Here is a 22,837-nt window from a genome sequence, read left to right as displayed (position 1 = left end):
CGTTACGCCCCTCTCGCATTCCCCGCTTTGCGCACGGGGTTTGCGCGGTTAGAGCCGAACGCCAACGAGCGGGCAAGTGCGGTTTTTCGCATCTGCACGAGGGAAGGAAAAAGAGGGCGGGACGATCATTTTGACCCAAGGCGTGCACCATGTGCGGCTCGATGGCGCCGCGATAACGCTGGTCTTTGCATTGGTCGAAGGCGGGACGGCGGATGTCGTCTACCTCGGCGCGCGCCTGCCAGAAGGTGAAGATCTTGCCGCGCTCGCTCATTCCACCATGCGTGGGCGGCACGAAAACCAGGCTGACACGCCGCCTGTGCCGGGTATCGTCCCGCAAGCTGGCCATGGCTGGCAGGGCAGCCCCGCGGCCAGCTTCCGCCATATTTCGGGAGAGCCACTGCACACCGATTTGCGCCTGATTTCCTGGTTCCACGAAGGCAGCGAGCTTACCTGCCGATTTGCCGATACGCAGGCCAATATCCACCTGTCGACGCATTGGGCGATAAAGGGCAGCGATACAGTATTCTGCGACAGCGACGGCTGGAACGAGAATGCCGAGCCGATTGTGCTTGAACGGCTTGCCTCGATCAGCATGCCGATCCCGCGCCGCTTTGCCGACTTCACCGCATTCAGCGGGAGATGGGCCGGCGAAATGCGCGAAAGCCGCCAGCCGATTGCGCCCAACGGATTTGCGCGCCGCTCTGCCGGGGGAAAGCCCGGATTTGGCGGCGGCAACTGGCTGCTGCTGCACGCCGACGGTGGCGAAGAAGTGCTGGGGTTCCATCTCGCATCAAGCGAGGATCACGATACCCGGATCGAATGCGACAATATCGGATCGGCAGACGGACGCGCCATACTCCAGATGGGAGCGGCCTTTCCTGACGGGGGCGAGGTTATCAAGCCGCAAGGCGCGTTTGGCGCGCCGCCGGTTCTGTTTGCGCTGGGTCAGAACAGGTCGGAGCTCGCCCATGCATTCCACCGCCATGCGCGCGGACACGTCCTGCGCGGACGGCCGAACTGGGGGCCGCGCAAGGTGCATCTCAATTCGTGGGAGGCACTGGCGTTCGATCTTTCCGAAAGCGGCCTGATCGCGCTGGCTGAAAGCGCCGCAGAGATTGGCGTGGAACGCTTCGTGCTGGACGATGGCTGGTTCGGTGGACGGCGCAATGACCAGAGCAGCCTTGGCGACTGGTTCGTGTCGGCTGATGTCTTCCCGCACGGGCTCGATCCGCTAATCCAACGGGTGCACGCGCTGGACATGGATTTCGGCCTGTGGGTCGAGCCGGAAATGGTCTCTCCCGAAAGCGATCTCTATCGCGCGCACCCCGACTGGTGCCTCCATCTCGAAGGGCGTGATCGCCCGACCATGCGCGGCCAGCTTGCACTCGACCTGACCCGGCAAGAGGTCCGCGATTATCTGTTCGAGCGTTTGGACGCGCTGCTTCGCGATCATCCCATCGCCTATCTCAAATGGGATCATAACCGCGACCTCTTCCCTGCAGGCGCGCGGCAATCGGATCAGGTCAGCGGGTTCTACCGCCTGCTCGATCGGCTGCGCAGCGCCCATCCGGCGGTGGAGATCGAAAGCTGTTCAAGCGGCGGGGGGCGGATCGATTTCAGCGTGCTGTCGCGCGTCCAGCGGGTCTGGCCGTCGGACAACAACGATCCGATAGAGCGCGTTCGCATCATGCGTGCTTGGTCGCAATTCCTGCCGCTGGAGGTGCTGGGCAATCATGTCGGCCCTTCACCCAATCCGATCACCGGGCGGCAAACGGACATGGATTTCCGCGCCAAGGTCGCGCTGTTCGGGCACATGGCGGTGGAGGCCGATCCGGGCGCGATGAGCGAGGCGGAGCGCGAAGTGCTGAAGGCGCATATCGCGCTCTACAAGCAATGGCGCGCAGTGCTGCATTCGGGCGATCTGCATTTCCTCGATCACCCCGATCCCGCCGTTTACGGACAGATTGTCGTGGGCGACACCAGCGCCCTTGCCCTTGCCGCGCAGACCGGCTTTTCGGGGGAATTCGACGCCGCGCCGGTTAGGCTCAAGGGGCTTGATCCCGAAGCCCAATACCGGGTCAAATTGCTGCTTCCGTGGCCGCAGAAGGCGGCGTTGTACTTGCCGAACAAGCGTCACTGGCGCGACGGCTTCACGCTTTCGGGCAGGGCACTGATGACACAGGGAATCGCCCTACCCCTCACCCATCCCGAAACCGCCTGGTTGATCGCATTGGAGAAGGTTTCCGCATGAAGCTGGGCTGCTGCTATTTCCCCGAACACTGGCCCGAGGCGATCTGGGCGGACGATGCCCGGCGGATGCGCGAAACGGGGCTGTCTATGGTTCGCATCGGCGAATTCGCGTGGAGCCGGATCGAGCCGGAGCCGGGCCGTTTCGACTGGGGCTGGCTCGACCGGGCGATAGAAACCCTGCATGCGGCAGGGCTGGAAGTGGTGCTGTGCACGCCCACCGCTACACCGCCCAAATGGCTGGTGGATTCGATGCCGGACATGGTTGCCGTGGACGATCAGGGCCGCCCGCGCGGCTTCGGATCGCGGCGCCATTACTGCTTCAGCCATCGCGGATATCGCGAGCAATCGCGCCGCATCACAGACGCGATAGCCCGGCGCTATGGCCAGCACCCCGCAATCACGGCGTGGCAGACCGACAATGAATATGGCTGCCATGACACGGTGCTGAGCTTTTCCGACGCGGCGGCGGCAGCTTTCCGCGAATGGCTGGCCGCGCGCTATGGCACCATCGATGCGCTCAACACGGCATGGGGCAATGTGTTCTGGAGCATGAAATACCGCTCCTTCGCCGAAGTTGATCCACCGCATCTGACCGTGACCGAGGCGAACCCGACGCACTGGCTCGACTATCGCCGCTTTGCCTCGGACGAGGTCGTGGCTTTCAACCGGGACCAGGTGGACATCCTGCGCGAACATTCGCCGGGGCGCGACATCACTCACAACTTCATGGGCTTTTTCACCGAGTTCGATCACCACGATGTCGGACGCGATCTCGATGTGGCGACATGGGACAGCTATCCGCTCGGCTTTCTTGAGCAGTTCTGGTTCTCCGACGCGGAAAAGCACGCCTACCTGCGTCAAGGCCACCCGGACATCGCGGCCTTCCATCACGATCTTTATCGCGGCTGTTCCAATGGCCGCTGGGGCGTGATGGAACAGCAACCCGGCCCGGTGAACTGGGCGCGCTTCAACCCCGCACCGCTGCTCGGCATGGTAAAGCTGTGGACGCTGGAGGCGATGGCGCACGGTGCCGAATTTACAAGCTATTTCCGCTGGCGGCAGGCTCCGTTCGCGCAGGAACAGATGCACGCCGGCCTGCTGCGGCCTGACAGCAGCGATGCCGAAGCCGCCGGGGAAGCACGCGCCGCAGCCGACATCATTAACCAGATCGGCCCGCAGCAATGCGCAAAGGCTCCGGTGGCGCTGGTGTTTTCCTACGAGGCCGCATGGGTGTGCGGCATCCAGTCGCAGGGGCGCAGCTTCCGCTATCTGGAGCTTGTCTACGAATGGTATTCCGCGCTCCGAGGGTTCGGGCTGGAAATCGACATTGTTTCGCCCAGGTCCGATCTGAGTGACTACCGCGCTGTCTTCGTACCCACCCTGCCGATTGTGCCGGAGGGGTTTGTATCGCGCCTCTCGACCCTCACTTGCCCGGTGCTGATCGGCCCCAGATCGGGCAGCAAGAGCGAGAGTTTCTGCATTCCCGAAGGCCTGCCCCCCGGCGAATTGCGCGACCTGATCCCTGTCACCGTCACCCGCGTCGAAAGCCTGCGCGACGGGATTTTCGAAACCGGCGAAGGCTGGAACATCGTGCGCTGGCGGGAAGATGTGACAAGCGAGCTTGCCCCCGAATTCGCGTTGGAGGACGGACGCGGCGTTGTGTTTGCGCATGGCAATCACCGCTATCTCGCCGCTTGGCCGGACGGAACTCTGTTAAACCAGCTGATCACCCGCATCGCGGACGAAGCCCGGATCGAGCTCCTTCCGCTACCCGAAGGATTACGCGTCCGACGCAGCGCCACGCATCTGTTTGCCTTCAACTATTCGACCGGGCCGATCACCTTCGATCCGACAGGCGAAGTTATTGACCCCGCAGGCGTTTCAATTACGGCGTTGCCCCAATGAACGCGACCAAGACCTACGCCATCATCGGCTGCGGCATGATGGGCCGCGAACATATGCGCAATCTGGCGCTGGTCCCCGGTGCAAAGCTGCTCGGAATTGCCGACCCGGACGAAGGATCGCGCAATGCCGCACTGGCGCTGTCCATAGAACTGCGGGCAAACGGGGACAAGGTTGGCGCCTACAGCGATCCGGTGGGCGCATGGGCGGACACCGCAGGAATGCTGGCGATGACGTGCCCCGACGCGGTGATCATCGCCGCGCCCAATCACACTCACCACGCCATCGTGCGCCAGCATATCGAGCCATGGCATGGCGTCCTTCTGGAAAAGCCGATGTGCACCAGCGTGGAGGACGCGCGCGATCTGGTGGCCTTTGCACAGCAGCATCCGTCCTTGTTCTGGGTGGGGCTCGAATATCGCTACATGCCGCCGGTCACGCGCTTCATCGAGCGGGTGCATTCGGGCGAGGCAGGCGATATCCGCATGCTCGCCATCCGCGAGCACCGTTTCCCGTTTCTGGTGAAGGTCGGCGACTGGAACCGCTTCAATCGCAACACCGGCGGCACTCTGGTTGAGAAATGCTGCCACTTCTTCGACCTGATGCGCCACATCCTTCAGGACGAACCCGTGCGCGTCTTTGCCAGCGGCGGGCAGGATGTGAACCATCTCGACGAGCGCTACGACGGGAAAGTGCCCGACATCATCGACAACGCGTTTGTGCTGGTCGATTTCAAGCGCGGGGCGCGGGCCATGCTCGACCTGTGCATGTTCGCCGAAGGGTCTGAGGAGCAGGAAGAGATCAGCGCCGTCGGCCCGGTGGGCAAGCTGGAAGTGAAGCTGCCCAGCGGTGCCATCGCATGGGCACCGCGCGCCGGAGCCGTCAATGACAAGGGGCAGCGCATCGCCAGCTATGTCCGCCCCGCGCCCGAAAAGGTCGAAACGCCCAAAGACGCGCTCGACGCAGGAAGCCATCATGGCGCAACCTATTTCCAGCTGCGCGATTTCCACCATGCGCTGGTTCATGGCACAAAACCGCTGATCAACGCATCCGACGGCTATCGCTCCGTCGTGATGGGCGCCGCCGCGCAGCAAAGCATCGCGACCGGCCTGCCTGTCGACATCCAATTCGAGGACTGAGAACCAATGCTCCCTGAAATGCCCCGCATCGGCTTCGGCCTCTGGAAGATCCCGCGCGAAGACACCGCCGCGAGCGTGGTCGAGGCGGTGCGTGCCGGATACCGCCATTTCGACAGCGCAGCCGATTACGCCAATGAAGCGGAAACCGGCGAAGGCCTGTCGCAAGCCATGGCGGAAGGGCTTGTGACGCGTGAGGAAGTGTGGGTCACTTCCAAGCTGTGGAACACATTCCACGCCGCCGAACATGTCGAGGAGGCATGCCGCAAGACGCTCTCCGACCTGCGGCTCGACTATCTCGACCTGTATCTGATCCATTTCCCGATCGCGCTCGAATATGTGCCGATCGATGTCCGCTATCCGCCCGAATGGCTGCACGATCCGGACGCGCCCGATCCGGTGATGAAGCGCGCGCCCGTGCCGCTGCAGGAAACCTGGATGGCGATGGAAACGCTGGTGCACAAAGGGCGCGTGAACCGCATCGGCGTGTGCAATTACAATACAGCGCTGATCCACGATCTGATGAGCTATGCGACGATCAGGCCCGCGATGCTCCAGATCGAGGCGCATCCCTATCTCACGCAGGAAAAGCTGATCCGCTGTGCACGCGGATACGGCATCGATGTGACGGCGTTTTCTCCATTGGGAGCGCAAAGCTATTTCGAGTTGGGCATGGCCGACAGCGGCGAAAGCCTGCTGGGTGCGGCGCCGGTGATGGTGGCCGCCCAAACGCATGGAAAGACTCCGGCGCAGGTCTTGCTGAAATGGGGTGTGCAGCGCGGGACGGCAGTGATCCCCAAGACTTCAAAGCCCGAGCGGATGCGTGAGAACGTCGACATTGACGATTTCGAACTGAGCGCGGTCGAGATGGCCGCGATCAGCGCGCTCAACCAGAACCGCCGCTTCAACGATCCGGGCGTCTTTGCCGAAGCCGCCTTCAACACCTTCCATCCAATCTATGACTGACATGCAGACATCAGAATTTCCGGGCATCATTCCAGGCGGAGGCGATCTCGCCGCTTTCCTGAACGCCAACAAGAGTGCAGTCGATGCCGCACTGGCCGATGCGGGTGCGCTGCTGTTTCGCGGGTTCGACGTGCCCGATCCGCTGGCCTTCGATGCCGCGATCGAGGGCTATGGGGAGACGGGCTTCACCTATGAGGATTCGCTTTCCAACGCGGTGCGCACCAATGTCACGCCGCGCGTCTTCACCGCCAACGAAGCACCACCGACGACAGAGATTTTCCTCCATCACGAAATGGCGCAGACGCCGCTCTATCCGGCCAAGCTGTTTTTCTATTGCGAGATCGCCGCTGAAAAAGGCGGCGCGACCCCTCTATGCCGTTCGGATTGGGTATTGGACCGCATCCGCGCCGAACATCGCGACTTCTATGATGCCGTCCGGACCGAGGGCGTACGCTACACCAACGTCATGCCGGGCAGCGATGACGCGGGATCGGGCCAGGGCCGGTCATGGCCCAGCACGCTCAGCGTGACCGACCGCGAAGGCGCGGAACGCCGGCTGAGCGAGCTCGGATACCAGTGGGAATGGCGCGAAGACGACAGCCTGCGGGCGACCACGCCTGTCCTCCCTGCCATTCGTGATGTCGGCGAGGGACGCGAAAGTTTCTTCAACCAGTTGATCGCCGCCTTCAGGGGTTGGGCAGACAGCCGCAATGATCCCAACCGCTCGATCACTCTGGGCAATGGTGAACCGATCACCGCAGAACAGATGGCAGGCCCGATCGCGATTGCTGACGAGCTGACTTACGATCTTGCATGGCAGGCGGGCGATGTCGCGCTGGTCGATAATTTCGTTGTGATGCACGGTCGTCGCCCGTTCGAAGGAAAGCGTCGGGTGCTCGCCAGCCTGATTGCCTAGGCCGCTCGCCTCGCCGAGACGATCCAGACCAATGCGTTGATCAGCACCAGCGCCGAAATCAGAATGCCGAACAACAATCCCGGGCCTGATGTCGAGGCGAGCCCCACAGGGGAAAACAGCAGATAGGTGGCCACGACACAGCTGAACAGCGTGATGGCGGCAGGCTTCGCATGGCGCCACGGGGTCAGATCGACTTTCTCCGCGCGCGTGAAACGCCAAGCCTCCTCGCGAGGCCGCAGCCAGCCGCAAACCAGCATGATCGCCACCTCGATCACGAACAGAACCGCGTAAAGATGGATGAAATGCAGCGTGATCACTTCGTCAAAGACGAAGCGGATCAGGCCGTAGGCGATCACGTGGAATACGATGACGATCTTCGCACCCAGCGCCGGAACCCTTGCGGTAAACAGCCCGACGATCACGATCACTATGGTCGGGATGTTGTAGAAGCCGGTGAAGATGCGGATCACCTGCCACAGCCCCTCCGCCGCCAAGGAAAGCAGCGGCGCGATAGCGAAAGAGAACACCGCGATCACGACGCTCGCGATTCTTGCCACACGCACCAGCTCTGCATCGCTGACAGGCGTGGATTTCGCGGGCGCATAGATGTCGAGCGCGAACAACGTCGCGGCGCTATTCAGCAGCGAATTGAACGAAGAAAACACAGCGCCCAGCAGCACGGCGAGGAAGAAGCCCGAAAGCCAGACGGGCAGGACATCGCGTATCAGCCGCGGATAGGCTTCGTCGATGCTGCCCAGCCCCGGCCCGTATAGGTGGAAAGCGATCACTCCGGGAATCATCATCATGAACGGCACCAAGATCTTGAAGAATCCCGACAGCAGCACGCCCTTCTGCCCTTCGGCGAGGCTTTGCGCGCCGAGCGTGCGCTGGATCACATATTGATTGGTGCACCAGTAAAACAGGTTGGCGAAGATCATGCCGGTGAAGATCGTGCCGAACGGCGTCGGATCGGTGGAACTGCCGATTGCGTTGAGCTTTTCCGGATGCTGCGTGGTGAGCCGGGCAAGGCCTTGCGCGAAGCTGCCATCGCCCAGCGCCATCAGGCCAAGCACAGGCACCAGAATACCGATGATCAGCAGCCCGATGCCGTTGAGCGTATCCGACACCGCGACCGCCCTCAGCCCGCCAAATACGGCGTAGATCGCGCCAATCACGCCGATCAGCACCACCGTCAGGACCAGCGCACTGAAATCCCCAAGGCCGGTCAGCGCGGGAATATCGAAAAAGGCGATCACCGCGAGCGAGCCCGAATAGAGCACGCTGGGAATGGTTACGAGGCCGTATCCCAGCATGAACAGAAGCACCGACATACGCCGCACGTCCGCATCGAACCTGTCATTCAGGAATTGCGGCAAAGTGGTGAAGGCTCCGGCGAGATATTTCGGCAGGAACACCAACGCCATGGCGATGGTCGCAACGGCGGCGGTGACCTCCCACCCCATGCTCGACAGATTATGGCCATAGGCCGAGCCGTTGAGCCCGATCAGTTGTTCTGCGGACAGGTTGGTCAGCAGCAGCGAACCGGCGATGAAAGTCGCGGTCAGCCCCCGCCCGGCGAGAAAATAGCCGTCCCTCGTCTCCGCCGTCCCGCGCGTCTTTGCCCAGCTGATCCAGCCGACCAGCGCCATAAAGAATGCGCAGCTTGCAAGCGTCAAGAACAACCCGTCCCCGCTCATTGCGCGCCCGTACCCTTGCGCGCTGCGATTTGCGAACGATAGTGTTCGATGAGCGTATCCTGCCCGAATGCGGGGGTCGCCTCGGCGCTGTATTCTCCACTCACCGGATCAAGCACCAGCATGCTTTGGGTCGCGTAATAGCGTGCGATGCGGGCGTATTCGGCCTTTTCGGCAAACCAGTCGGAATAACGCTCACCCAGCGACAGAACGCCCGCCGCCGCATCGAACAGCCCGACCGGGACAGACCGGAAGCGCGGCTCAATACCCGCCGCCTCGAACAGCAATTCACCCTGCTGCTTGAGAGTGATGGCAGGCCCCGGCCCGCCAATCGGCAAGGTCGCACCGTGCCGCTCGGGAAGATGCAGGCAATCGACGATGTATCGAGCAAGGTCGGCATCGCTGATCGGCTTGCAACGGGTGAGTTCACCATTACCGAAAATCAGGAATGGTTTTCCCGCCAGCACCCTGTCGATCTGCCCGGACAAGGATTTGAAGAAGGCCGTCGGGCGCACGATCGTGTGTTCGATCTCTGACGCCTTAAGCGCCCGTTCGAACGCGATCTTGGCGTGCTGAAAGGCCAAAAGCGGGCGCTGCACGCAGATAGCGGAAAGCAGGATGAAGTGATCGGCGCCAGATTGCTCGGCTGCATTGAGAAGGTTGAGATTGGCACGAAAATCCACCGCCTCGGCATCCTTGGGCGAGCCGCTGCGCGATGCGATGCACGAGATGACGGCATCGACGCGATGTTCCGTCATTCTTCGGCCAAGTCCCGATGGATCGCTCAAGTCATCATGCAGGATTGTCGCCCCTGCCAGCTCGGCCGGTTGATCCGCGCCGCTGCGCAGCAAGGCGATGGCCGCGTGCCCCTGTTCGACCAGGGCTTTGACGACAGCCCGCCCGATCGTCCCGCTTGCCCCGGCCACGAGCACGCGCCGTGCGCCGCCATCAACCCCCTCTGCACTCACGCCGGAACCGCAATGATCTTGCCGCTGAAGACAGATTGCCAAGCCTGAATCTCGGCAAATACGGCATTGTCGGTTGCGCGCATGATTTCGGATGCGAGCGCATAACTCAGCGCGTTGTCCGGTGCCGCCAGCAAGGCGTCGATCCGGGAGGCGATTATGTCGAGCCGCTCTGCCGTGACTTCGGAAATTTCGGCGAAACGTTCAAAATCGCCGAAATAGCGGATTCCCGCGAGCGCGCCGCCCAAGGACGGTAGCGCGACAGCAAGCACGGTGAACCATTTCGCCGCCTTGGCAAGCCAGTCCGGATCAACTGTCCCAAGAGCCGCGAGCGCCGCAAGCGCAAGATAGATCGCGACCACGAAAACCGCGCTGACGAACAGCCGCTCGGAAAGCACGTCCAGCCCGTGGTGCGCGCGGCCCAGCCTGTGCGATTTGGCGCGGTGGTAATCACGCTGTGGATCGACGTGATGATCGCGCAAGGCTTCAAGCGCTCGCCGCAAATAGGCCTTGTCGACGACGGCGCGCGGCAGCCCAACGGCACGCACCGAGTTGCGCACATACCATTCGGGCCACCAGGTGCCTGTCCCCCTTGGCCAGGCGGAGGAGGGGCGCGCTACACCCATGACGCATAGCATCGGGCTGTGCCTCAGATATTCCGCTGCGCGCCGCGTTTCGAACCAACGCTGATGCAGCTTCAGACGGCGACAGGCGGCGGTGTTCAGCAGGATGGCCAGCAGAAAGGTCAGCTCGATCCCGGCGAATATCCATTTTTGCCCCGGCTCCACCAGCGGAAGGTAAAGAATGCCACCGATGATCGCGCATGCACCCAGCACAAAGTTGACCGTCATGCCGGATCGATGAAAATCGGAAAGCCGCGAAGAAACCGCCTCGAACCACGCAAATCGCGTGAGGATTTGTCTGGCGATTGCATCACCGATCTGATCATTGTCCGGTGCCAGCCTTGCAATGGTGGACAGCAGTGCCTGCCCACTTCCCGCAGCAATGGCATCGGGGCGTTCATAGCTGCGCCTTATCGAAGCCAGCTTGCGGCCCCAACCGGTCTCACCGAACAGGGCTTCGACCCGGCGAAACGCGTGCCCGCCAATCGAACTGCGATCATGCCATTTCTCAGCCTCCAGCGCCGCGATCGGATTGGCCAGCTGATCCCCGCCGGGGCGTTGCGCGGCAATGGCGTTTCCGATCGCCTCGGCAAGCTGCGCCGCTTGTTCTTCTTTGTCGAAGACCTTGGGACGAACCACAAGTTCCTCTGGCGAATGCAGCACGCGCCAATGATCTGGACGCACGGGATCGACCAGCAACACGGGCACCCCTTCCCTCAACGCCGCAAGCGCGGTGTGGCCGGTGCCTCCTGCATTGGCAGTCGTAAGTCCGTCCCAGACGGCGATCACCAGATCGGACTGCTCGATCAAGACGCGCCCGGCCAATGCTGTGCGCCTCCCGGTTTCCGATGCCAGCGACGAAACCGCAGCGGCGTCTTGCGGGTTATCGAGGGTTTGCAGGAACAGTTCGGTCAGGCGCTCGTCCTGGTCGGCAAGTTCGAACAGGACGCCACGATCGGCCAACGCGGCGATGGTTCCCGCTCTGCTTGCGACAGCGGGATCTGATGCAACCTTGCCTGCCAATATCGCCCTGGCATCAGACGCGCTTTCCGGCCGCGCGTTGATCGCGGTGTTAAGCGCACGGCCAAAAGGCAGCGGGATCATCAATTCCCATTCGCGCCGCAATCCGGCCTGAACCGCCAGATGATCGACCCCGTCGCTGAGCAGCGTCAGCAGGCGGGCTCTGCACAAGTGTGATGCACCAACCGCTTGCTGCCGCCGTTCGAGCAAATGCTGGATCAGCGCGAACAGTTCGCCAAGCGCCTGCCCCAAGGCAGTCGGGTCAGCCGGAAAGGACTTGTGAACGGCGCTGTGGCCCGTGACCCCTATCGCAAAGGAGACACACGGAAGCGGAGGAGCCGCGTTCTGCGACTTGTCCAGTTGGCTTGCTTCAGGGATGGTGTAGCACCTCGAATGACTGGTCAGATCAAGCTGATCAGGATCGATACGCAATTCGTGATTGCATTCCAACCGTGGGGCGCGTGCCGACCCCGGTTTTTGCCATGATCAGGGAGCGGTGCGCCGTGTCTGGGCAGCAGACCTGAGAGCAAGGCGTTTGGCCCGTTCGATCCAGTCGAGATAATAGGCGATATCGACATAGACCGAGGGCGTGTTGAAAAGGCCGCAACCCTTGCCGCCTGACACCAGACCGACGAGCGTGTTGCTCCGCGTTTCGACCACCGGGCCGCCGCTGTCACCCCGGCAACTGTCGACCCCCACCCGGCTACCTGCACAAAGCTGGCCTGGCTGGATGCGAATGCGGTTGCGACGAAAGACCCGGTTGTTCTTGCACACATCGACCGAAAAGACCTGGATCCTCCCACCCTGCAAGGTTTCCGCCGCCTTTGCCTGAAACTCTCCGTCGAGAGCGCGCGGATTGTCCGTGCTTTCCGTCGGCTTCATGTAACCCCACCCACTCATCAGAAGATTATTCGGCTCAGGCACATAGTCCGGCGATGACGGCAATATCACCTCGGTAACGCGCGACGAACGCGGGGCGTGCTCCAATTGGATCAGAGCGATGTCGTTCTTCAGTGTCCGGGGATCATAGCCTGCATGAGTCACGACAGTACGGATCGGAATGATGTTATCCATGCCTGTGATCGAATGCGTGCCAAGCCGCACCCGGCGACCGGCGAAGAACCGTTCATTGCTGAGGCTGGTCACCACGCAATGCGCCGCGGTCAGCACGAACCGGTCTCCAAGATATACGGCACCGCAGGTGTGATTGATTTCCCAATCTTCCAGCGGCCGCCCGTATTGCTCTTGCTGCTGAAGACGCGCGTCATCCGTCTTGTAGGCTTCGGTGCTCGGCCCGAAGAGCATGAACTGCGCCTGGTAAAGCGCTTCGTTTGCCCCAAGCACGTACCCACGAGTCAGCGCTCGCGTGGTATCGAAATATGTGTTTCGAAACCTCGTCATCTCCTCGCTGCACAGGTTCGCACCTTCTGGCGGTTCATAATCCTCTGGCAGGTTTCCGAATTCGTCACGGTAAGGCACACCCACGCATCGCGCCGTTTGGGCCTCGTCAAATTCAAGCCGTACGGCATCGGGGCCATCAACGGCGAGCGCGGCCAGAAGGATGTCCCATTTCTCGTATCCCTGCTGTCTTAATCGCGCGGTGGCGCCGGAGAATTCGTCAGGCGCGAAGCCGTCATACAGCGCCAGAAAGCTGTTCGAGGTTTCAGTCGGCGAACGGGCCAGTTTCAGGGCCAGAGTGCCTCGCTGCCCCTCGTCCATGCGCATTATGACCCGTGAAAACACGGCGACGCCTTCGGGCGTCAATTTGCTGTAGAACCGCTGAAATTCCGCCTGTTCGTCTTCCCACAGTTCCTCGACAATGGCAGCATAGGCGGCTTCGGCATTTGCCTGCGGGCTTTGAGCGTGTGCCGCTGGCAGCGCGATCAAATTGAGGCAGGCAAAACAACAGAGGCCCAAAAGCAGCGAGCTTCCGAGCCTCTGGATATCGCGCAAGAAATTCAAGCGCATTGCCTCCGCCAGCGAAGGCAACGCGAAGTCAAAGCTTGCAGATTACTGGTCAACCGGGTTGCCCTCGGGATCCAGCGAGCCATCACCTTCGCCCTCACCTTCGGTCGCAGCGGCTTCTTCGCCGGTCATCGCCGCTTCTTCCGCAGGTGCTTCAGCTTCGGCGGCCTCTTCGACAACTTCGGTCGCTTCGGGCGCTTCAGCTTCTTCCGCAGCCGGTGCGCAAGCCGCCAGCCCAGTCGCAAGCGCGATGGCGGCGGTCATCAGGATATTCTTCTTCATAGTTACCCCTGTTTCCTCGTCTCAACCAAAACCGAGACGTTGCAGTAATGACTCAAACTTTTGCGATTGTCGAACAGGATCGAGATTCTGGTCCGAACGCGACAGAACAAGCCCCGCGTCCCCTGCTGCATAGGCACGCTCCAGCACCGCCAAAGCCTCTTCGGTCTTGCCCCATTGGGCCAGCACCTGGGCCTGTTGGTAGAGGCTGTTATCGCCATAACGCTCGATCATGGCTGCGAATGCCTGCTCAGCTGGTTCGGCGTTGCCAGACTGCCGCTCAAGCATGGCCAGCCCGGCCAGCTTAGACAGCAGGCTCGGCTCGCTTTCATAGAAGACACGGGCTTCGTCATTGCGTCCTTCGAAGCGGGCAATGTCGCCGAGAATGCGATTTGCAATGCTGGTGCCTTCATCAAGCGAAAGCGAACGCCGTGCCGCGTCAGCCGCCTTTAGGTAATCCCTTGCGGCGAATTCAAGCACGGCCTCGGCGCGAAATACCGGCGCGTTGAGAGGATCAAGCCGTTCGGCACGGGCAATCGCATCGCGGCCTTTGCCGAAGGCACCGATATACGACGCGAACAACGCATAGCTCATCAATATCCGCGCATTGCCGTACCCGAGATCGAAGCTGCGTTCGTAAGGCGATCTGGCCGCACTCATATCCAGCTGGCCATTTGCCAAGGCCGAACCAAGAGCGGCGTGTCCGTCGGCAAGATCGGGAGCGAGTTCGATTGCCCTTTGCGCGGCTTCCATTGCCTGACGGTAATAGGCCTTCAGTTCCTCCCCCGATGCATGGCGATTGCCAACCGCCGTAAGCACTCGCGATCGCATGGCATGGGCGGCGCCATAGTCCGGATCGATCGCAATCGCCTGATCGAGCGCCTCAAGTGCGGCCCGATCCGAGGCTTCGTCTCCCTCCGCACGATTGTAAAGGTCAGCACCTTGCAAGTAGGCATCGAGAGCCTTTGAATTGTTGGTACCGCCAATCCGCGCCGTCCCGGCCGGATCTCCCGCAGCAATGCTGGCGAGCAGCGAGTCCACCACCCGGGTCGCGATTTCGGTCTGCACCAACAGCACATCGTCAAGCTCGCGATCGAACACGTCCGACCAGACGTCGAGATCGGTTGCTCCGTCGATCAATCGGACGCTGACACGCAAACGATCGCCTGCGCGCCGCACGCTTCCTTCAAGGACATTGGCAACGCCCAGCGCGGAAGCAATGGCGCTTGCCGTCTGATCACCGGTCGCGAATTTGTCAGACGATGTCTGAGCGGCGACGGAAAGCTGCCGGTTCAGGCTGAGGATGCTGCGCAATTCTTCGGCCAGCCCGGCGGAAAAATACTCCTGGTCCGGATCGTTCGAGAGGTTTTCGAACGCCATAACCGCGATGCTGTTTGGACGTCCATCAATGCTGCCGAAGAGTGGGTCCAGCGCCCCGGTCTGCCATGCCACCACCCCTCCGGCCGTCGCCGCCAGTGCTGCGCCACCGGCGATCACGGCAGCGCGGCGGCTGACCGCCGGTTCTGCTCGTGATGGAGCCACTGGCACGGCACCTGAAGCCACAGCCGGTACATCAGGTCGTGCTGTTCCCGCCTTGCCCAAAGCTTCCAGCACCCGGGCAAATCCCGGACGATCGGGCACGTCGCCCTCGCCCGAAACATCAAGATACTGGATCTGTCGGAACCCAAGCGGTGGTTCTGTGCCGTCCAACGTGATCGACAAAAGGCATTTGCGATCGCGTCCCCGTGTCGCCTCGTCGCGCACCCAGTCGGAATTGGCGGAAGTCTCGGTCCACGCCACCAGCACCACGTCGGCGGTTTCCAGCGCGTTTTCGGTCACCTGGAGGAAGCGGTCGCCCCCCTTCAGCAATCCGTCCCACCAGACATCGAAGCCATGGCTTTCCAAAGCTGAGATAAGCGGTAGGATCTGCTGCTGGTCGGCGCGCGAATAGCTCAGGAAAATGGAGGTCGCCTTGCCATCGGCAGGCGCGTTGTCGCTCACGAATTCCCCCTATCGCTGCACTTCAATGCTCAGACACTAGCCCAGACGTTACCGCTTGGGAAATGGTTGATTCCCTGTCTTTCGCGCAATGCGAAAAAGCACAGGTGTTGCACGTGCGCCCTCACCAATCGGTCTGCTTACGAATAGTTTACGCCACAACGTTAAGGAAGGGAGTGTCGGGTGTAACGTAGATAGGCCGTCTGCCTTTCACCCACTGGTTAAGATTGGGGGCTGGCACATGCCAATCGTTCAGAAGTTCACGCGGTTTGATGAATCCATCGTCTGGTCGCTGCTGCATCGTTTCTACATGGAAGCCGGCCCTGCCGCCTGGTCCAACAAGATCGTGCCCCAGCGCAGCACATCCAATGCCTTTTGTGCCGATACCTATGCCTCGATCGTCGCATCCTTTTTCAAGGAGCTGATGGTGGAAGGGAACAGCAAGCCTCCGGTGGTGATCGAATTGGGCGGCGGCAGCGGCCGGTTTGCCTGGCAATTCCTCAATCGCCTGTTCAACTACCACTTCTCAGACGATGATCCCTGCCCCGAATTCACCTATCTGCTCACCGACGGTTCTGAAAAGAACATTGAAGGTTGGCGCAAAAAGGACCGGTTTGCGCCGCTGGTGGAAAGCGGCGTGCTGGATTTTGCGCAGCTTCTGATCGAACCCGATCCGGTGATCCGCAAGGCGGATGGCGAATTCAAACCCGCCGATTTCGCGGATCGTCCGGTCATTATCGTGGCCAATTACCTGTTCGATTCAATCGCGGCCAATATGTTCCGCATCAAGAACCACCAGATCGAACAGGTTTTCGTCCAGACGGAATCGACCGAGCGCAAGTTCCTCGACCGGCCGATCACCTCGTTCCAGTCGATCAGCGAGCGTTTCCAGAGCCGCCCGATCAAAGACGATACGCCGACCGGCCATCCGATCATCGACGCAGCGATCCACAGCTATGCGAAGCGTCCGGGCGATTTCCATGTCGTCGTCCCGCAAATCTGCATGGAATTCATCGAGAAGTTTCTCGATCGCGACACGCCACTGCTGCTGCTGGCTGGCGATCTTGCCTATTCAGATCCATCGGAGTTCGAGCTGGAAAGCCCGCTCATCTTCGACACCTATTTCGCGCATTACACCAACCTGCACATCTTCGGCGAAATGTTCCGGGCCTATGGCGGCGACATGCAGTCGCAGCGCCACAAGGATGCTAATTTCAGCTGCAGCCTGCTGTCGCTGCCCGGCAAGAAGAAGTGGCAGGAGCTTTCGCTCGGACGCACGCGCGAGACCGCTCTGGCGCTGCTCAAGGACTTCAACCCTTACGATGCGCACGAGATCATCGAACTGATCGAGAACACCGCCGAAGACATGTCGATCCGCCAGGCGATGGCGCTGATCCGGTTTTCGAAATTCGATCCCGATGTCGCCGCCGCTTGCATTCCGCACCTCTTGTTCAACATTGAACAGGGTGAAGAGGAAATCGACCGGGCGCAGCTCTATGAAACCTACATGGAGGCGTACCGGGCGTACTTCCCGGACGGTTCGGAAAACCAGTTCGATTGCGGAGTGGCGCAGCTCTTGTTGCGGCTCGAGTACCACGCGCAGGCGCTGCAATTGATGGACCATGCAATTCGCGAGTTCGGGGAAAGCGCCCCGCGCCTGTTCGCGTTGGCGCTGGCGTTCTTCAACCTCGGTGACGAGGATCGCGCGGAGACAACGGCTCGCAAGGCCGCGCAGCTTGATCCCCATTTCGCCCCTGCCCAGCGCATGATCGCCGACAAGTTCGAGGAAGCTCCTGCAGCTCCGGCGCAGGGTGAGACGACAAGCTATGCGCATCTGACGGTGTCGAACCGCGATCCCAAGGTGGTGTCCAAAGCGGCCCACTTGCTTGCGGATCGCGGCGTCGTGCTGATCGAGGATCTGTTGAACGCCGATGTTGTCGCTGAATTGCGCAGCGCTCTCGATGACAGGGTCAGCGACTGGCAATCGAGCGAGCTGGGCAAGCCTAACAACGTCGGCGACAAGCGCTTTACCGTGCCGATCCGCCTGCAGGAGCCGTTCGACAATCCGGGCGTTTATGCCAACCCGGTCCTGCTCGACACGTTACAGCGGGTCATGGGCGAAAAGCCCGTTCTGCACGCCTTCGGTTCGGTCACCACCTACGAAGGTGCGCGGATGCAGCATGTGCACCGTGAACACCCGCTGCTGTTCAACACCGACGCGGGCAATGCCAACGTGCCCTGTTATGCAACGACGATCCTGATCCCGCTGATCGATCTCGACGAGGAAGCAGGCGGCACCCAGTTGTGGGAAGGCACCCACACCACCGCCAAGGATGAAGAGTGGGAAGGCGATCCGCACATCTTCTATACCAAGGCCGGCAGCGCGCTGGTGTTCGATTATCGGACATATCATGGCGGCATGCCGTGCCGCGCCTCGCACGGACGACCGCTGCTCTACTTCACCTACACCATGCCGTGGTTCCACGACACGCTGGCGTTTGAATCCCATGCAGCGATGGGGATCAGCGACAGCGAAAGAATGAAGGTGCCCGAACAGCACCGCGACCTGTTCCGTTTCGCGAAACGGATCGCAGCCTGAGCGGCGTTAACGATTGCGGTACGTGTTTGCCCCGTAATGAGACGCGGCATTCTGAGCGCTTGAGGACGGCATACCGTTAGGTCAGTCAACACAACACGAGACCAACAGCCACAGTTTCAACGCCCGAAAAGGCGTTTGGGGGTAAGTCAGATGAAACGTCAACGTTTGAAGGAAACCTCGTTCCTCGGTGCAGCGCTTGCAATGAGCGTAACCGGGATCGAAATGCCTGCCCATGCGGCGGAACTGCCCAAGACCGGCAGCAGCATCACCATGAGCGACTTCGGTGAAATCGAAGGCTACGGCAACTTCAACGCCCTCGACATGCTCGATGAGGTTGCTCAGAAGTCGAAGTCTAAAAAGGGTTCCAAGAAGGGATCCAAGAAGGGTTCGGCAGGCAGCTCGAGCAGCGGCGGCTATTATGGCAGCAGCACGACCGGCGGCGACGCCAAGAAGGGTTCCAAGAAGGGATCGAAGAAGGGTTCGTCGAAGAAGGGCACTTCGTCCTCGACCAGCGGCGGCTACACCTCGACTTCGACCAGCGGCGGCACGACCTCCACTTCGAGCGGCGGTTCGACGACCTCGACTTCGGGCGGTTCGACCACGACGACCTCGTCATCGGGCGGCACCACTTCGACCTCTGGCGGCACCTCGACCAGTTCGGGCGGCACCGGATCGAGCTCGGGCGGTTCCACCTCTGGCGGTTCGACGTCCGGCGGTTCAACCTCGGGCGGCTCCAGCGGCACTCCGGTGCCCGAGCCCAGCACGCTGCTGATCCTCGGTCTCGGCGCGGCAGCCGCACTTGGCGGACGCCGACGCAAGAAAGCAAAGTCCGAAGCCTGAACTGTGGCAATCTGACTGCTGAACGAGAAAGGGAGCCGATCCGGCTCCCTTTTTTGTTTGAAAGCGACCGCTAACCTTTTGCGGCTATGGCGGGATCATCATGGTCAGACAATTTGCCCTATTGCTCCTTTTCGCCACGGTGATCCTTGGCGGCTGCGATGAAACTCCGCCCGCGAGCATGGCCGAGATCGAAGCCGCAATCACGGAAAACCGGTTCATGGATGCTCGCGATAGCCTTCTGGCGCTACGCGATCACGAAGGAGCCACGCCGGAAAATGCGGCGCTGCTGGCAAAGGTCATGGTTCAACTGGGGGATGGCTATTCCGCCGAACGCTATTTGCGCGAACTTGAGGCACAACAGGGACAAACTCCCGAATGGCTGACCCTGCGCGCGCGTTCCCTGATCCTGCAAGGTCACGCCTGGAAAGCGCGCGACGTGATCGAACAATGGCCGGGCTATCCCACTCTTGCCGAAGAACGCGATCTGCTGCTGGTCTGGGCGGCAATGGAGGAAGGCGAGAATGATCAGGCCATTGCCTTGATCGACGAAGCGTTGAGGCGTCACCCCCAATCGGCAGACCTTCACGCGAAAGCCGCGCGCCTCGCGGCTTGGGAAGGGAATTGGGAAGCGGCCGACCTCCATATCGCGGATGCACTGGCGGCTGATCCCGATCACTACGAAGCGCAGTTGGTGCAAGGCGAAAGCCTGATTGCCGGGGGCGATCTCGAGGGCGCTCTGGCAACCTACCAACGGGTGGTCGAAACCCATCCCGATTTCGCCATTCCGCGCGCCAATGTCGTCGGACTGCGACTTGACCTGATGCAACTGCCCGAAGCCGAAGCTGCGCTGAACGAAGCGCTGGCGCGGCATCCGGAGTTCCCGCAATTGCGCTTTGCCTCGGCACGCCTCAGTGCGATCAAGGGCAATTGGACCAAGTCGCGGGAAATCCTGCAGTCGTTGCCTTCCGAATGGAAGCGTGAATTCCCCGCTTCAACTCTGCTGGAAGCAGAGACGGAGGCGGCACTGGGGAACCACGCGATTGCCCGCACGCTTTACGAACAGCTGGCTCAGGATCCGCGCTTTGCCGATGTTGCCAACGAACTGATGGGCCAGCTTCCCGACGCCTAACCTTATGATCGCGCTTGTCCCGGCCTTTGCAACCTGACACAGCTTGCTCAAGCCAATGGGCAGACCGTGGAGTTGTTCGGGTTGGGAGAGTGGGCAATGCCAAAAACGCTGTCACGCAAATTGGGAGCGGCATTGACTTGTGCATGGCTTGCCCTTGCCTGCTCTGCACCATTGCATGCCCGTGAGGCTGCTTCAGAAACAATCGCAGTATCCGCCGAGCTTCCATCTTTGGAAGTCGGCAAGAGCCGTTTCGAATTTTCAGACTGGGGCGGCCCGTCTATTCCTGTCTGGACTTATGTACCCGACAGGATCGATCCGCGCAGCGCACCGATCGCAATCATCATGCACGGCGCGAGCCGCAATCCCGATGATTATCGCGACGCATGGGTGGCCGGGGCGGACGAGCATGGCTTCATCGTGATCGCACCGGGTTTTTCAAACGAGGATTTCCCCGGTGCCCGCGCATACAACATGGGCAGCGTACTCGACGAGAACGGCCAGCCGCTACCGCGTGCCCAGTGGACATTTTCGGTTATCGAGCCGCTGTTCGACGAAGTGGTCTCGCGGCTTGGCGGCACCCAGACCGGCTACACCCTTTACGGTCATTCGGCAGGGTCGCAATTTGTCCATCGCTTCATGTATTTCATGCCGGAGGCACGGGCGAAGCGGTTCCTGTTTGCCAATGCCGGCTGGTACACATTCCCGGATCGTGCGATAGCGTTTCCGTTCGGTCTCGATGGCACACCGGTCAACGACGCAAGGCTGCAGGCGGCGCTGGCAAAGGATGTCGTGGTGCTGCTTGGCGATCAGGACAATGATGCCCGGCACCGCCTGCTCAATCGCAGCCGCGAGGCGATGCGCCAAGGACGCCACCGGTTCGAGCGCGGCCAGAACTTCTTCGCCAGCGCGAGCCAATTGGCGCAGGACAAGGGTTGGGACTTCGGCTGGCAGTTGCGCGTGATCGAAGGGGTTGCGCATTCGAACAGCGGGATTGCCGAAGGGGCAGCCGACCTGATCGAATAGATCAGCCGAAGCTCAATCCCATCGCCCAGCCGCCGAGCAGATAGACCAGTCCGGTGATCAGGGCGATCCCGATCAGGTTCAGCACCAATCCGCCGCGTGCCATCTGACCGATGGTGACGGCGCCCGTGCTGAATGCGATTGCATTGGGCGGTGTACCGACGGGCAGCATGAAGGCGCAGGTCGCCGCCAATGCCGCCGGAACGAGCAGCCCCATCGGATCAACCCCGATGCCCAATGCAACCCCGCCCAGCACAGGAATGAACGTCGCGGCTGTGGCGGTGTTGCTGGTCACCTCGGTCAGGAACAGGACGATGGCGACAACGGCCGCGATCAGCAGGATCACCGGCAGCGCCGCAAGGCCCGACACCTGCATGCCGAACCAGTCATCCAGCCCCGTACCCGCGACAGCTCCCGCAAGGCTGAGGCCGCCTCCGAAGAGCAGCAACACCCCCCACGGGAGCCCGCGTTCTGCATCTTTCCATTCAAGCACCATCCGGCTGTTGCCTTCAGCCGGGAGGAAGAACAACGCGAGGCCAGCGGCAATGGCAATCGCGGCATCGTCAAGGCTGCCCAGCCACGGCACCGCTGAGCTGACGGCAGGAATCCCGGAAAGCAGGCCCGGCACAATCCAGAGCACCGCAGCCCCCGCGAACACCATAGCGACCATACGCTCGCCCCGGTTCATTGCGCCCAGCTTTGCGATCTCGCCATTGATCAGTTCGCGCCCTCCTGGAATTTCGGAAAGGTCGAAACGATAAAGGCTGCGCGTCATCAGAACCCACGCGATCAGGATGAAGGAAAAGGCCAGCGGGACGCCCAGCAGCATCCATTCGACAAATCCGATCTCGACACCCAGTTCGTCCGCAGCATAGCCGGCGATAATCGCGTTGGGCGGACTGCCCAGCAGCGTGCCCAGCCCGCCCATGCTCGCTGACCATGCAATCGCCAGCACAAGGCAGATGCCGAATTTCTCGACCTCCGGATTGCCTCCGGCACCCTGCGCCAATTGGGCCTGCGCATCGCCGCCGCCCGACATGCCCCGTCCCGAAACCAGCGCCAGCACCGAAAACCCGATCGGCAGCATCATCAATGTCGTCGCGGTATTGGAAACCCACATCGACAAGAACCCGGTTGCCAGCATCAGCCCCAGCACGATCCTGCGCGGCGAAACCCCGACGCGGCGAAGGGTCAGCAAGGCAATCCGCCGATGCAGTTCCCATTTCTCCATCGCGATCGCGATCAGGAACCCGCCAAGGAACAGGAAAACGATCGGACTGGCATAGGAAGCCGTCGTCTCGCCGACGCTGCGCGCGGTGAGCGCGGGTATCAGGACGATGGGCAAGAGCGACGTCGCCGCCAGCGGGATCGCCTCGGTCATCCACCAGAACGCCATCAGCGTCGCGATGGCGGCAACCGCGCGGGCATCGCCCGACATGTCCGCTCCGCCCAACAGCGTGTGAACAATCAGGGCAAGGACAATTCCCCCAAGGCGAAAGCCCCAGACCAGCGAGGCCGGGCGCAGATTTGCTGAG

Annotated in this window: 16 protein-coding genes; 9 read left to right on the top strand and 7 right to left on the bottom strand. The window is 61.4% G+C overall.

Features of this window, described 5'->3' with window-relative positions:
- The first annotated feature begins 130 nt into the window (after positions 1-130).
- Genes AABA34_RS05510 through AABA34_RS05490 form a run of 5 tightly spaced genes read left to right on the top strand, consistent with a single transcriptional unit; the run spans position 131 to position 7,170 of the window.
- Positions 131-2,251, top strand: coding sequence for an alpha-galactosidase (locus AABA34_RS05510; protein WP_338304245.1), 2,121 nt, complete (start codon positions 131-133; stop codon positions 2,249-2,251).
- On the top strand, positions 2,248-4,155 hold the full coding sequence (locus tag AABA34_RS05505) for a beta-galactosidase (RefSeq protein WP_338304244.1): 1,908 nt from the start codon (positions 2,248-2,250) through the stop codon (positions 4,153-4,155). The genes AABA34_RS05510 and AABA34_RS05505 overlap by 4 nt, the downstream gene beginning before the upstream one ends.
- Positions 4,152-5,291 carry a Gfo/Idh/MocA family protein gene (locus tag AABA34_RS05500; protein WP_338304243.1) on the top strand — a complete coding sequence of 380 codons (1,140 nt, stop codon included), beginning with the start codon at positions 4,152-4,154 and terminating at the stop codon, positions 5,289-5,291. Before AABA34_RS05505 ends, AABA34_RS05500 begins: the two co-directional genes overlap by 4 nt.
- Before the next feature lie 6 nt (positions 5,292-5,297).
- Positions 5,298-6,254 carry an aldo/keto reductase gene (locus AABA34_RS05495; protein ID WP_338304242.1) on the top strand — a complete coding sequence of 319 codons (957 nt, stop codon included), beginning with the start codon at positions 5,298-5,300 and terminating at the stop codon, positions 6,252-6,254.
- Position 6,255: 1 nt separating this feature from the next.
- On the top strand, positions 6,256-7,170 hold the full coding sequence (locus AABA34_RS05490; RefSeq protein WP_338304240.1) for a TauD/TfdA family dioxygenase: 915 nt from the start codon (positions 6,256-6,258) through the stop codon (positions 7,168-7,170).
- Here AABA34_RS05490 and AABA34_RS05485 read toward each other — a convergent pair.
- The 6 genes from AABA34_RS05485 to AABA34_RS05460 all read right to left on the bottom strand — a co-directional run bounded on the left by AABA34_RS05485 (position 7,167) and on the right by AABA34_RS05460 (position 15,717).
- On the bottom strand, positions 7,167-8,846 hold the full coding sequence (locus tag AABA34_RS05485) for a solute:sodium symporter family transporter (RefSeq protein WP_338304239.1): 1,680 nt from the start codon (positions 8,844-8,846) through the stop codon (positions 7,167-7,169). The genes AABA34_RS05490 and AABA34_RS05485 overlap by 4 nt on opposite strands.
- 17 nt (positions 8,847-8,863) lie before the next feature.
- Positions 8,864-9,832: an NAD(P)H-binding protein gene (locus AABA34_RS05480; RefSeq protein WP_338304237.1), complete on the bottom strand. Its 969-nt coding sequence runs from the start codon at positions 9,830-9,832 to the stop codon at positions 8,864-8,866.
- Entirely contained in the window at positions 9,829-11,904 is a 2,076-nt protein-coding gene (locus AABA34_RS05475) for a hypothetical protein (protein ID WP_338304236.1), read from the bottom strand. The genes AABA34_RS05480 and AABA34_RS05475 overlap by 4 nt, the downstream gene beginning before the upstream one ends.
- A gap of 54 nt (positions 11,905-11,958) precedes the next feature.
- Positions 11,959-13,359 carry a serine protease gene (locus tag AABA34_RS05470; protein WP_338304235.1) on the bottom strand — a complete coding sequence of 467 codons (1,401 nt, stop codon included), beginning with the start codon at positions 13,357-13,359 and terminating at the stop codon, positions 11,959-11,961.
- Between the two features lie 123 nt (positions 13,360-13,482).
- Positions 13,483-13,719: a hypothetical protein gene (locus AABA34_RS05465; protein ID WP_338304234.1), complete on the bottom strand. Its 237-nt coding sequence runs from the start codon at positions 13,717-13,719 to the stop codon at positions 13,483-13,485.
- A 21-nt stretch (positions 13,720-13,740) separates the two neighbouring features.
- On the bottom strand, positions 13,741-15,717 hold the full coding sequence (locus AABA34_RS05460) for a TIR domain-containing protein (protein ID WP_338304233.1): 1,977 nt from the start codon (positions 15,715-15,717) through the stop codon (positions 13,741-13,743).
- A gap of 238 nt (positions 15,718-15,955) precedes the next feature.
- On the opposite strand from AABA34_RS05460, the gene AABA34_RS05455 reads away from it, so the two are divergent.
- The 4 genes from AABA34_RS05455 (at position 15,956) to AABA34_RS05440 (ending at position 21,305) form a co-directional block, all read left to right on the top strand.
- Positions 15,956-18,313 carry a phytanoyl-CoA dioxygenase family protein gene (locus AABA34_RS05455; RefSeq protein ID WP_338304232.1) on the top strand — a complete coding sequence of 786 codons (2,358 nt, stop codon included), beginning with the start codon at positions 15,956-15,958 and terminating at the stop codon, positions 18,311-18,313.
- Positions 18,314-18,463: 150 nt separating this feature from the next.
- Complete coding sequence (locus AABA34_RS05450; protein ID WP_338304231.1) at positions 18,464-19,153, top strand: PEP-CTERM sorting domain-containing protein; 690 nt, start codon at positions 18,464-18,466, stop codon at positions 19,151-19,153.
- A 100-nt stretch (positions 19,154-19,253) separates the two neighbouring features.
- Positions 19,254-20,282: a tetratricopeptide repeat protein gene (locus tag AABA34_RS05445; protein WP_338304230.1), complete on the top strand. Its 1,029-nt coding sequence runs from the start codon at positions 19,254-19,256 to the stop codon at positions 20,280-20,282.
- Positions 20,283-20,510: 228 nt separating this feature from the next.
- The gene (locus AABA34_RS05440) at positions 20,511-21,305 is read left to right on the top strand and encodes a hypothetical protein (protein ID WP_338304229.1); all 795 of its coding nucleotides are present in this window, start codon (positions 20,511-20,513) and stop codon (positions 21,303-21,305) included.
- Position 21,306: 1 nt separating this feature from the next.
- Here the strand turns inward: AABA34_RS05440 and AABA34_RS05435 are convergent, their stop codons facing one another.
- Entirely contained in the window at positions 21,307-22,812 is a 1,506-nt protein-coding gene (locus AABA34_RS05435; RefSeq protein WP_338304698.1) for an SLC13 family permease, read from the bottom strand.
- Positions 22,813-22,837 lie beyond the last annotated feature (25 nt).

It is taken from the genome of Erythrobacter sp. Dej080120_24, from assembly GCF_036322605.1.
Taxonomy (GTDB): domain Bacteria; phylum Pseudomonadota; class Alphaproteobacteria; order Sphingomonadales; family Sphingomonadaceae; genus Erythrobacter; species Erythrobacter aurantius.
The sequence above is the reverse complement of the archived record's forward strand: the minus strand, read 5'-3'. Positions and strand labels throughout refer to the sequence as shown.

Coding starts and splice junctions, on each gene's coding strand:
- AABA34_RS05465 (WP_338304234.1), bottom strand. CDS start 13,719: ATGAAGAAGAATATCCTGATGACCGCCGCCATCGCGCTTGCGACTGGG.
- AABA34_RS05490 (WP_338304240.1), top strand. CDS start 6,256: ATGCAGACATCAGAATTTCCGGGCATCATTCCAGGCGGAGGCGATCTC.
- AABA34_RS05445 (WP_338304230.1), top strand. CDS start 19,254: ATGGTCAGACAATTTGCCCTATTGCTCCTTTTCGCCACGGTGATCCTT.
- AABA34_RS05500 (WP_338304243.1), top strand. CDS start 4,152: ATGAACGCGACCAAGACCTACGCCATCATCGGCTGCGGCATGATGGGC.
- AABA34_RS05495 (WP_338304242.1), top strand. CDS start 5,298: ATGCTCCCTGAAATGCCCCGCATCGGCTTCGGCCTCTGGAAGATCCCG.
- AABA34_RS05505 (WP_338304244.1), top strand. CDS start 2,248: ATGAAGCTGGGCTGCTGCTATTTCCCCGAACACTGGCCCGAGGCGATC.
- AABA34_RS05455 (WP_338304232.1), top strand. CDS start 15,956: ATGCCAATCGTTCAGAAGTTCACGCGGTTTGATGAATCCATCGTCTGG.
- AABA34_RS05450 (WP_338304231.1), top strand. CDS start 18,464: ATGAAACGTCAACGTTTGAAGGAAACCTCGTTCCTCGGTGCAGCGCTT.